The sequence below is a fragment of the Flavobacterium sp. KACC 22758 genome (assembly GCF_028736135.1).
GTDB lineage: Bacteria > Bacteroidota > Bacteroidia > Flavobacteriales > Flavobacteriaceae > Flavobacterium > Flavobacterium johnsoniae.
The window spans coordinates 3,553,910-3,565,110 of the sequence record NZ_CP117878.1 but is presented as its reverse complement, the minus strand read 5'-3'; the positions used below and the strand labels follow the sequence as shown (position 1 = coordinate 3,565,110).

The 11,201-nt window shown below is 34.0% G+C and carries 10 protein-coding genes; 3 read left to right on the top strand and 7 right to left on the bottom strand.

Going from position 1 to position 11,201, the window contains the following annotated elements; all coding sequences use genetic code 11:
• Positions 1-8: 8 nt before the first annotated feature.
• Entirely contained in the window at positions 9-1,394 is a 1,386-nt protein-coding gene (locus tag PQ462_RS14990; RefSeq protein WP_274250594.1) for a TolC family protein, read from the bottom strand.
• Positions 1,395-1,556: 162 nt separating this feature from the next.
• On the opposite strand from PQ462_RS14990, the gene PQ462_RS14985 reads away from it, so the two are divergent.
• The 3 genes from PQ462_RS14985 (at position 1,557) to PQ462_RS14975 (ending at position 3,841) form a co-directional block, all read left to right on the top strand.
• On the top strand, positions 1,557-2,606 hold the full coding sequence (locus tag PQ462_RS14985; protein WP_274250593.1) for a sensor histidine kinase: 1,050 nt from the start codon (positions 1,557-1,559) through the stop codon (positions 2,604-2,606).
• Entirely contained in the window at positions 2,593-3,291 is a 699-nt protein-coding gene (locus PQ462_RS14980) for a LytR/AlgR family response regulator transcription factor (RefSeq protein ID WP_012026256.1), read from the top strand. Before PQ462_RS14985 ends, PQ462_RS14980 begins: the two co-directional genes overlap by 14 nt.
• Positions 3,292-3,382: 91 nt before the next feature.
• Positions 3,383-3,841 (top strand): hypothetical protein, encoded by a 459-nt coding sequence (locus PQ462_RS14975; RefSeq protein WP_274250592.1) that lies wholly within the window; start codon positions 3,383-3,385, stop codon positions 3,839-3,841.
• Positions 3,842-4,032: 191 nt separating this feature from the next.
• Here PQ462_RS14975 and PQ462_RS14970 read toward each other — a convergent pair whose 3' ends face one another.
• From PQ462_RS14970 to PQ462_RS14945, 6 genes are all read right to left on the bottom strand, one after another.
• Complete coding sequence (locus tag PQ462_RS14970; protein WP_274250591.1) at positions 4,033-4,797, bottom strand: SDR family oxidoreductase; 765 nt, start codon at positions 4,795-4,797, stop codon at positions 4,033-4,035.
• 299 nt (positions 4,798-5,096) lie between these two features.
• Entirely contained in the window at positions 5,097-5,822 is a 726-nt protein-coding gene (locus PQ462_RS14965) for an SDR family oxidoreductase (protein WP_274250590.1), read from the bottom strand.
• A 302-nt stretch (positions 5,823-6,124) separates the two neighbouring features.
• Positions 6,125-7,048, bottom strand: a complete 924-nt coding sequence (locus PQ462_RS14960; protein WP_274250589.1) for a helix-turn-helix domain-containing protein — start codon at positions 7,046-7,048, stop codon at positions 6,125-6,127.
• Between the two features lie 171 nt (positions 7,049-7,219).
• A complete protein-coding gene (locus PQ462_RS14955; protein WP_274250588.1) occupies positions 7,220-7,777 on the bottom strand; it encodes a 2'-5' RNA ligase family protein in 558 nt (185 codons plus the stop codon).
• A 127-nt stretch (positions 7,778-7,904) separates the two neighbouring features.
• Positions 7,905-9,272, bottom strand: coding sequence for an alginate export family protein (locus PQ462_RS14950; RefSeq protein WP_274250587.1), 1,368 nt, complete (start codon positions 9,270-9,272; stop codon positions 7,905-7,907).
• 6 nt (positions 9,273-9,278) lie between these two features.
• Entirely contained in the window at positions 9,279-11,066 is a 1,788-nt protein-coding gene (locus PQ462_RS14945; protein WP_274250586.1) for an amidohydrolase, read from the bottom strand.
• Positions 11,067-11,201: the final 135 nt, after the last annotated feature.

Below are 11,201 nucleotides of genomic sequence, written 5' to 3'. Positions count from 1 at the left end.
ATTTATAATTAAAATTCATTTATAAATAGGTCAAAATTTCCTGTTGCAGCGACTTTTAATAAGTACGACTGCCACACGTTATTATTGACGATATCTCGATCGATTTCAGCGCGATTTAAAACGTACATTGTTTGTGTTAAATCGGTTAGATCAGTTAAACCGTTTTTGTATAAAGTCGATTTTTGTATGTAAGCTCTTTTAGCTGCTTCAACCTGAATTGGTGCTTCGGCATAATTTTCCAAAGTAATTTTGATTTTATCTTCGGCAAAATTCAACTGCGATTTTAATTCTCTGTCTGCCTGATTGTATTCTTCCTGCATGGCCTGAGAAACAAATTTCTGAGCGCTTACTTGTTTACTTGATCTAAAAGGCGTGGTTAAATTCCAGGTAATTCCAACTCCAATTAAGTAGTTAGTACGATCCGGATTTACACCATCCCAGTAGTTTCTGGTAAAAGCATTTTGATTGGTTGCATACGAAGAATCAAATCCCGAAGCTCTGGTTTGTAAAACCCCAAAAGCACTCATTGTAGGATAGTAGAATCTTTTATACAATTTAACCTGCTGATTGCTGTAATCGATTTTCGTTTTGTAGAATTGTAATAAGGGGTGAAGACTGTCTCCTGCGGTTTCTTTGGTAACTAATTCTTTTGGAATCTGAGTTACAAAAAGAGTATCAGCAACAAAATCCTGAGGTGCAACTCCCATTAAATCGACTAATTTGTTGTTTTGTTCTTTAACGAAGTTTTTGGCAAGGTTTAAAGCAATTTTAGCTTTAGAAACTTCTGCAGTTGCCAAAGTCGAATCGACACCTGCCAATAATCCGTTTTTAACTCTCGCCGCAGCTGTCTTTTTAAAAACTTGTGCGCGGTCTAAATTCTTTTGCTGTGAAATCAGTAATCTTTGGCTTGCTAACAGATTTAAATAGGCAGCCGAAATTTTGATTTCCTGCTGAAATTTTTCCTGTTGTAAATCCTTTTCTTTAGCCATAACATCAATTTTAGATAAATTGATTTTTTCCTGTATTTTTCCAAAAGTGAAAAAATCCCAGTTCATGTTGACTAAATAAAGTGCGCCAAAAGCCGAATTCCAGTTTTGTTCCGGAAGTGGTAACCCGGAAGAAGCAACTCCGAGACCTCCAAAACCATACAATGGCCCGTTTTGTCCGTTTACAGTTCCGTAATCCTGCTGTGCCGATAAGTTAAGATTCGGCAGGTAATCACGGCGAGACTGTTTTAAAGTCTCCTTTGATGCATTGGTGTAATTGTTTTTTGCTTTGATAGAACCGTAATTCTCAAGCCCGGTTTTTATTGCTTCTTTTAAAGACAGGGTTTGACAATAACTGGCTGAGGCAAAAATCAAGAAAAATAAAATGGTAATTTTTTTGAAGTACATAAACTCAAGTGTGAAATTATAGAACAAATTTATTTGTCTTGTGCTGATAAAAGTCATGATAAGTGATGTGCTGCACTAATAAATGACCAATTCAATTGGTCATTTATTGGAAAAAATAATTAAATATTTGTCCGTACTTTGTACTCTATTTAAGTTTTAAAAATGAGCAGAAAATTTGATAACATACTGGATAATAAGTGGTGGCAGGAAATTGCCGTCGTCGCGTTTTCCTTTACCATATACACATTAAAAAACGACTGGATGTTATTTAGTTCTTTAACTTCCGTTTTAATGGGCATTTTTTTCTACTTCATTCTTTACATGCATGCCCAGTTTAATCGTTTTTTTCTTCTTCCCATTTTATTTAAAACCCGCCGTCCGGCAACTTATATATTCTTAACCATTTTTGGAGTTCTTGTTTTCTCGATTGTTTTGTATGAGATTACTATGCTCGATATGTTCAGTAACTGCCATTTGTATCAAAATTCGCATCAGCGAAGCTATGTCTATCAATTGGCGAGCGTTTTAGGAACTTTGGTTTGTATTTTAAGTCCCATTATTGTTTTTAAATTCTACAGAATTCACAGAAAACGTACGGAAGAAGCTTTGCTTTTCAACCAAATGCAGCTGAATTCTTTAAAAGGACAGTTGAATCCGCATTTTTTATTTAATACCTTTAATACGCTTTACGGAATTAGTTTAGAATTCCCGGACAGAACACCGGATTTAATCATGAAGGTTTCGCAGTTAATGCGTTATCAGCTGGAAAGCAACAGCAAACAATGCGTATCTTTAGAAGATGAATTAGAATTTATTAACAGTTACGTTCAGCTTGAAAAAGAGCGTGTCGGCTATCGATGCGATATAACTTTTGATTATAAAATAGACAATCAAAATGCGTATAAAATTTCGCCGATGCTTTTAATTGCTTTTATTGAAAATGCTTTTAAACACGGAACCTGCGCTATAGAAAAGTGTTTTGTTCAAATTTTTATTACGGTTCAGGAAGGACAGCTTCATCTTCATGTTGTAAATTCAATTCCAAAGAAAACTGATGCCGTGGTTTCAACTAAAATTGGTTTAAAAAATACAATCGAAAGATTGAATTTAATTTTTGGAAAGAATTATAATCTGGATATTCAGGATAATAAAAATACTTATATTGTTGATTTGAAACTGCAATTGAAAAGATTTGCTAATGAGAGATCCTAAAAAATGCATAATTGTAGATGATGAGCCTGCAGCGCATTATGTTTTAGCTAATTATATAAAACAAAATCCAAAGTTAGAGTTGGTTTTTCAGGGCTATAACGGCATTGAAGCAATGGATTATCTTAGAGAAAATAAAGTCGATTTGATGTTTCTGGATATTAATATGCCTGAGATTTCTGGAATGGAATTATTAAAAATTATTCCTAATCATCCTAAAACAATCCTAACAACGGCTTACTCTGAATTTGCTCTTGAAAGTTATGATTATGGCGTAATTGATTATTTATTAAAACCAATTTATTTTCCGAGGTTTCTAAAAGCTATTGATCGTTTCTTTTCGACTGAAACTACAAAAGCTAAAGAAGAAGAAATTGCCATAAATACGGTTAATGTAAAAGTTGACGGTTATTTTATCGAAATAGAATTAGACCAGCTTTTGTTTGCACAGAGTTTTGGAAATTATGTGAAACTGCATACTACAAAACGCACTTATCTGGCGTCTATTACCACAACTGAGTTAGAAAAATGCCTTCCGGAGAAGAATTTTATGCGTATTCATAAATCCTATATTGTCGCTCTCGATAAAATTGAAGCGACTGAAAAAGATTTTGTTGTTATTAAAAATGAAAAACTGCCTATTGGAATAACCTATAAAAGGGAATTGACGGACAGGTTAAAAAAGTAATATTATTTTTAATAAAAAATATTTGAAATTTATTTTAAAAGTAATACTTTTAGTATAAGGTTTTCGATTTTTCAATTTAAATATTCAGGTCATGAAAAACGTATTCTTACTTATAGTTTTATTCTGGAACGGGTTTATTATCGGACAAAATAGTGTTGTAACACCACCCGAAAAAGTGAGGTTTACATTTGAAAAAGAATATCCAAATAAAGTTCCCGTATGGTCAGTAAGATATGTTGGAGATGACGATGACGAAATTAGGTACGAAGCCAAATTTAATACCGATAAAAATACCAAAGCTCTTGCGGTTTACGACAATTTAGGAGTTTTAAAAGCATACGAATTACAAATTCCGTTAAGTCAGCTTCCTGTTAAAGCACAGACTTATTTGAAGAAAAATTATCCTGCCAAAGCCATAAAAGAAGTTTCGGTTGTAGTAGATGATAAAAATCAAACCACTTATGAAGTAGGAGTAGAAAAAGATTCAAAATTCTATGATGTTGTTTTTGATAAAAACGGCGGATTTGATGTCTCAATTCAAAAAGACTAAATAAAGAATACTTACTAATTCAATTATATTTGAAACGGCAAACCCGATAAGTTTTTTAAAGCTTATCGGGTTTTGTTTTTTTATGAATTATGAATTATGAATTATGAATTATGAGTTATGAGTTATGAGTTATGAGTTATGATGATGAACTATAAACAATAAACCATCAACCATTAACCATTAACCATTATTTAAAGCATCATTCCTCCAGAAGCTTCAATTCTTTGTGCGTTTATCCAACGTGCATCTTCGGTACATAAAAAGGCAACGACACCGCCAATATCATCTGGTAAACCAACTCTTCCAAGAGCAGTTACAGAAGCAATCTGCTGGTTCATCTGCTCATTGTCGCGAACGACTCCGCCTCCAAAATCAGTTTCGATAGCACCCGGAGCCACGACATTAACCCTGATTTTTCTTGCTCCAAGTTCTTTTGCCTGATATTTAGTTAAAGTTTCAATGGCACCTTTCATAGAAGCATACGCTGCATAACCCGGAAATGAGAATCTGGCTAAACCTGTAGAAATATTTACAATTCCGCCGCCGTCATTCATTACATTTAAACCTTTTTGAGTTAAGAAAAACGGACCTTTAAACTGAATGTTAGTTAATTGATCAAATTCAGCTTCAGTTGTTCCAATGAAAGAATTGTGAATCCCGATTCCGGCATTGTTGATTAAAAAGTCAAATTTGTCTGTTTTAAAAGTGTTTTTTAAAGTTGATTCTACCTCTTTGTAGAAAGCATCAAAAGTATTTGATTCAGCAACATTTAATTGAAGTGCAGCCGCTTTTTGACCTAAACCTTCGATTTCTTTTACTACTAAATCAGCTTCTTCTTTTTTGCTGTTGTACGTGATAATTACGTCGATTCCTTTCTTTGCAATCGCAATTGCCATATTTTTTCCTAAACCTCTGCTTCCGCCTGTAACCAGAGCTGTTTTTGTATTTACTGCCATTTTTTTAATTGTTAATTGTGAATTATGAATTATAAATTGTGAATTATTTGTTGTTGTTTTTCTGTCAGTCTGAGCGAAGTCGAAGACCTTTACGATATGATTATTTTTAAACACATAGAAACATAAATTTTATTTTGATTTGAAAAGATTGTAAAAAGAAACTAGTTTCTAACACATAGCAATGTGAGATTTAGATAAATTAAGTTTCTTTTTTAGCTGCATTTCTATGTTTGTTTTAATAAATGAAATGCCTTTTATGCGTTTACAATAGCTATGTTTCTATGTGTTTAAAATTAATTTCAGTTATCGTGTAATGCGTTAAATGACGCTTTTAATTCTGGAACGCTTGCATTTAACCTCGTTTCGCTGGTTCCAAAAGTCAATTCTTGTCTTCCTTCTTTCAGCTGTTCAAAAATTGATTCTATAAAACTGCTTACGCTTGGATGTGCGTCATGAAGACCAATTCCACCTAAATCTGTGTTTAATGCCGGCGGAATAATTTCGATTACTTCGATGTTTTTTTCTTTTAATAAGTGACGAAGTGAAAGCGTAAACGATCTAAAAAACGCTTTTGTAGCCGAATAAACCGGAACTTTTGCAAAAGGCGAAAACGCCAATCCAGAAGTTACATTCATTACCGTTTTTAGAGATTGTAACTGAATAAATAGTGAAGTTAAATGCAGTGGAGCTTCAATGTTGGTAGTCAGCTCATTTTTCATGTTTGCATAAAAATCAGCATCAGTAATCGACATCCAGTTTTGAATTCCGGCATTGTTGATTAATACGTTTAAATCAGGATGATTAGCTGTAATCCATTCATAAAGTGCAGTGCGGTCTTCTTCTTTAGAAAGGTCGCATACTTTTGTAATTACTGAAGGGAATTTTACTTTAACGTCATTTAAAACTGATTCTCTTCTGCCGCAAATAATCACGGTATTGTTTTCCTGAATAAATCGTTCGGTAAGTCCAAGTCCGATACCGCTTGCACCTCCCGTAATTAAAATTTTGTTGTTTGATAAATTCATCTTTTCGATCTTTTAAATTGATAAGACAAAGGTAGGAGCGAAGCAGACTTGGGGAATTGTAAATATCAAACCGATGTTTGCGAAATTCAAATCACAAGTGATAAATTCCAATTTTTAGAAGTTTCAAATTCCAAGCTTCAGGTTTAACCGCAAAGAACGCTAGGGATTACGCAAGGTTCGCAAAGTTTTTTACGTAAAGCTTTGCGAACTTTATGTTTATATAACATAAAGCTTAGAAAAAACCTTGCGCTCTTTGCGGTTAAAACACACAAAGAATATCAACTTGAAACTTGAAACAAAATTTAAGCTCTAAAAGCCAGTGGCGTATAAGAAGTCTGTTTTTTAAAGAAGTTTGAAAAATGCGCTAATTCTTCAAAACCAAGCGAATAGGCGATTTCAGAAATATTCCAGTTTGTCTGCTTTAAAAGTATTTTAGCTTCGTTTGTTAATCTGGTGCTGATTAATTCGGTCGTGGTTTTTCCGGTGTTTTCCTTTAGAACCTTATTTAAATGATTCACATGAACCGATAATCTTTCGGCAAAATCCTTCGCAGTTCTTAGTTCTAAACGCTGATTGGGTGATTCAATTGGAAATTGTCTTTCTAATAATTCGGCAAATAAAGAAGAAACTCTTGCTGCCGAATTGTGTTTAGAATAAAGTGCTGTTATGGGCTGTAATTTTTGTCCAAAGTGAATTAGTTCAGCGACATAATTTCGGATTAAATCGTATTTGTAAATATAATCAGAATTAATTTCTTTTTGTATCTTTTTGAAAATCAAAGCAACTTCTTCCACTTCTTCATCTGATAACTGAAAAATAGGATAACCGTCTGAAGCAAAAATTGGAAGTTCGTCTAAATCAATGCCGCTTTTACTTTTAGATAAAAACTCGCTTGTAAATACACAAAATTGTCCGCCTTGATTGGTATCCTGCGGTAAATAATTGTACGGAATTTTTGGAGTTGCAAATAACAATCCCTGTTTTTCAATGTCGATTACTTTATCAGCATATTCGGCTCTGTTTTTCCCTCTAATTAAACTTATTTTGTAATAAGCTCTTCTGTCATAAGGCATTCCAGGCTTTCCTTTCATACGTTCCAGAAGTTCTTTAATATCAAAAACATTAAAATGACCAATCTCTTTTTGAATGTCGTTTGGTAATAGGGAAGTGGGTTCTACTGTTGAACCTTCAGTAATATCTTTGTAAAATGAATCTAGGGATTTCATATTTGTGAATTGTAAAATTCAAATATACGAAATTTTTTGGCTCGCAGATTTTACGGATTTAAACTGATTTGCATGGTCATTGCGAGGAACGAAGCAATCTCATTTTGCTGAATGAGTTTGTGATTTTTGTTAGTGTGGTTGCTTCGTTCGTCGCAATGACATACTTTGCGGTTAAAAAAGGCTTCCCTGAACAAACTCAGGTTCTGGATTACTTCCAAATTTAAAAGCATCAATTACAAAAAACTGTTTTACTAGGGGATCAAATTCTCTTAAAACAATTTCATTGCACTCAAATTGAAGGTCAATTGTGGTAAAAAGTTCAGAAGCAATTTTAAGGTTTTCAGGAGTTAATTTTCGTCCGATTGACAGATGCGGATTATCACTTTTATGCTTTAAAGACTTTAAAGTTTCATGGATCTTTTTCATTATTGGGACGAAATGATTTTTTGAATCTTCATTTACACCAATAAAAAAAGCACCAGCATTTGGAAAAGAATCAAAATGATCTAAATTTACTTGAAAAGGCGTAAAAGTATCTGAAATTTTAGCAAGCTTTTGTTTGAATGAATCTAGTTGAGAATCATCAATTGTAAATTCACAAATCGTAATATGTGCTTCAGAATTGCAGCTGTTGTACCATTTAATTTTGCTTCTTAAAAAGTCTTTCAATTTTTTAACAGGCTCAACCAATGTTTTAGAATAAAATACAACCGAATATGTTTTCTCCATTTTTAGGATTTTGAATTACACAAATTTAAAATTAAAATTGTGCTTTCAGCGCTGCATAAAAATAATCTTGATCTATACACGGATTAAAATCCATCCCTGCAAAATGTACAAAACCTATGGTTCTTTATTAAAATTTAAATTGTGCCGTCAATGCTGCATAAAAATAATCTTTTCCTGAACCGACTTCTTTTAAAAATGAACCTGCATTAAACCAGCCGGTTTCTAATGTAAAACCTAAATGATTATTGAGGTCGTAGTTTACATTTGAAATTAACTGTGAACCTATAAAACGTTCCGTTGTATCCTTTCCGGAATATAAAAGCTGCATATTTGGTGCGTATATACCATCACTTATGGTTTGTCTCCAGAAAATATCATAATCAATACCAAGTCCCCATTTTTCAGACAAACTAAAATTGATTGAAGGATGAACGTCAACTAAATTTGATGGACCTATAAGGGCAACTAAACCAAAATAAGCGCCTCTTGGATATAACGGATTGAAAGTTTGTAAATAGCCATCGCCAGAATTTTTATCACCAGAAATGATTTCTGTTTTTAATCCAATTTCCGGAGTGTATTTTATGTTTTCAAAAGTATAACAAGCAAAAGAAGAAATGGTCCAGGCTGAAATTGTCTTTTGATTGATGTTCCCGAATTGATAAACACCTTCAAAATCGTATTTCCAGTTTCCTTTGTTTTTCCAGATTCGTGTTCCAATCGATTGTCTATTTTCTGCACCAACGGCATCATCAAAAACAGCTCGGCTTTTCCATAAACCCAAATAATATAAATCGATGTTTTGAATAAACGGCACTTTATGAATTACTGTATAACTTCCCCAAAACTTGGCATTTTCATTAAAACTATCATTAAAAGTTCCTTGTTTATTGGCAATAGGATGTGTAAAAAAAACATCTGACTGCCAATTGTTTTTTTTATAAAATAGTTTCAATCCGTCAAAAGCAAGTCGGCTGTTTGGACCTTCTCGCACGGCAACCAGACGTTGGGAACCGTATGACATTTCTTGTCTTCCAGAACGCAGGGTTAACTGCTCATTTTCTTTTCGGATAAAATCTATATCCAAAAAAGCCTGATGTATGTCTAACTGATTTTCATCAACCGGACTTGGATCTGTTTTACCGTTTGCTAAACTGCTTTGCAATTGAAAAAATGTTCTAAAAACGCCCAGTTGAACATTTGCATGAAGCAGATAACGTGAAAGTAAATATCCATCGTCGTCAGATTCGTCTCCCCATTTATTGTTAACGGTATAAGTATACTGCAGTCTTGCTTCTCCGCCAATTGTAGCATAATATTTATCGTTTTTTCCTAACGGAATATATTTGATTTTTTCGTAAAAAGTTTTCGTCGAATCAGCTTTTAGATAAGTGAAATCATCCTCATATCGCAGCTTTTGGAAAACTGGTTTTTGTTGTGCGTTTGCAGAAAAAAGGATTCCCAAAAGCAACAATAAGAAGAATGTGTTTTTCATTTTGATTTAATTTTTTTGATAACCTCCAAAGTAATTTACCGGACTCCAGTCTGGAATTGCTTTTGGTTTTTCGTTTGCAAAAGTTCTAAAGTCATTATCAGCATAAACTACTTTACCGTTTACAACTGTAAGTTTTGATTCGATGTTTAAGATATTTTCTTCAGAAGTAGTAAAATAATCATCAGAAAGGATTGAGAAATCAGCTAATTTATCTGCAGTCAGCATTCCTCTGTCTTTTTCAATATTGATTAATTGTGCGCTTCCGTAAGTGAATAATTTTAAAGCTGTGGTTCGGTCTGCAATATTTTCGTCGTTCATGTATTTTAAACCTCCTAAAGTTTTTCCGGTTGTAAGCCAGTATAAACCAACCCACGGATTGTAACTTGCTACACGGGTTCCGTCTGTTCCCATTCCCACTTTAATTCCTAATTCGAACATTTTCTTTAGCGGAACGGTGTTTGCAGCAGCTGTTTTTCCATATCTTTTAATGAAACTTTCACCTTGATATGCCATTCTGTGCTGAATTGCAATACCGCCGTTTAAAGCCTTAATACGTTTTAAATTTTCTGTAGAAACTGTTTCGGCGTGATCAAAGAACCATAAAAGTCCGTTTAAAGGTGTTTCTTTATTAATGTCTTCAATAACATTTAAAAATCTTGTAATGCTTTCGTTGTAAGTAGCGTGAATTCTAAACGGCCATCTGTTTTTTACTAATAAGGATAAAACTTCTTTTAATTGACCTTCCATTGCCGGGCTTAATTCTGGTCTTGGTTTGTCGAAGTTCTCAAAATCTCCGGCACTCATAACTAAATTTTCTCCCGCACCCTGAACGTGATATTCTACTTTATCTGAATGATGATCGTCGTCACAGCCTTCGCCAATTTCGACTGTCTGCATCCATTTTGTGTAATCGTTTAATTCTGTTCCTGCTTTTTGAGCAAACAAATAATAAGGCATTCTGATCGTTAAATCGCTGTCTTTGCACAAACCGTTAGTTACACCGTAATCGTCAGGAAAGTTCTGGAATCCGCCTCCTGCATCCATAATAGCAGTTACGCCAAGACGGTTCATTTCTGTCATAAATTGTTTGGTCGAATTGAATTTTTCTTCTTGTGTCAATTCTGGAAGTTTGGCAAGTGTAGAGTATAAAATAAAAGCATTTGGTTCTGCAGCTAACAATCCGGTTGGATTTCCGTTTGGATCTTTTTCAATCAATCCCGCATTTGGATTTGGCGTATTAGCATCGATTTTTAAAGTTTCTAAACCTGCTTTGTTCAAATAAGCGTGTCCGTATAAATGAAGAATAAAAGCTGGAACATCGCCAGTTGCTTCGTTGATTTCGGCTAAAGTAGGAAGTCTTTTTTCTTCAAACTGATAAGCATTCCATCCGCCTACCACACGAACCCATTGTCCTTTTGGAGTTCTTTGTGCTTGTTCTTTCAGCATCGCCAAAGCTCTTTTTAAGGAACGAACGCCGTCCCAGCGTAATTCGGTATTATAAAATCTTCCTCCGCGGATGATGTGCATGTGAGAATCGAATATTCCGGGAATAATGATTTTTCCTTTAGCATCGATTAGGGTAGTTTTTTTGTCTTTTAATTTTAAAATTTCGCTGTTTTTTCCTGTTTTTAGGATTCTTCCATCGGCGACAGCCATGGCTTCAACGATTGTATTTTTATTGTCTAAAGTGTGAATTACAGCATGATGAACGATTAGAGTTGCTTTTTTGCTTTGCCCGAAAATAGGAAGGGAGATAATTAAAAGAAAAGCGGCTATTTTAAAAGAGAGTTTCATGGTTGTGGTATTTTAAGTTGGTTTTGGGTAAAAAAAGACTGTGCGGTTACACAGCCTTTCTTTGTTTTTCTGGAAGTATTTTGGCCCGCGGATTTTACTGATTTGCTTTGCAAAGGCGCGGATTTGCGCAGGTTT

Excerpts from the sequence above, each read along its gene's own strand:
- PQ462_RS14980 (WP_012026256.1), top strand. The coding sequence starts at position 2,593 with ATGAGAGATCCTAAAAAATGCATAATTGTAGATGATGAGCCTGCAGCG.
- PQ462_RS14970 (WP_274250591.1), bottom strand. The coding sequence starts at position 4,797 with ATGGCAGTAAATACAAAAACAGCTCTGGTTACAGGCGGAAGCAGAGGT.
- PQ462_RS14985 (WP_274250593.1), top strand. The coding sequence starts at position 1,557 with ATGAGCAGAAAATTTGATAACATACTGGATAATAAGTGGTGGCAGGAA.
- PQ462_RS14965 (WP_274250590.1), bottom strand. The coding sequence starts at position 5,822 with ATGAATTTATCAAACAACAAAATTTTAATTACGGGAGGTGCAAGCGGT.
- PQ462_RS14950 (WP_274250587.1), bottom strand. The coding sequence starts at position 9,272 with ATGAAAAACACATTCTTCTTATTGTTGCTTTTGGGAATCCTTTTTTCT.
- PQ462_RS14960 (WP_274250589.1), bottom strand. The coding sequence starts at position 7,048 with ATGAAATCCCTAGATTCATTTTACAAAGATATTACTGAAGGTTCAACA.
- PQ462_RS14990 (WP_274250594.1), bottom strand. The coding sequence starts at position 1,394 with ATGTACTTCAAAAAAATTACCATTTTATTTTTCTTGATTTTTGCCTCA.
- PQ462_RS14975 (WP_274250592.1), top strand. The coding sequence starts at position 3,383 with ATGAAAAACGTATTCTTACTTATAGTTTTATTCTGGAACGGGTTTATT.
- PQ462_RS14955 (WP_274250588.1), bottom strand. The coding sequence starts at position 7,777 with ATGGAGAAAACATATTCGGTTGTATTTTATTCTAAAACATTGGTTGAG.
- PQ462_RS14945 (WP_274250586.1), bottom strand. The coding sequence starts at position 11,066 with ATGAAACTCTCTTTTAAAATAGCCGCTTTTCTTTTAATTATCTCCCTT.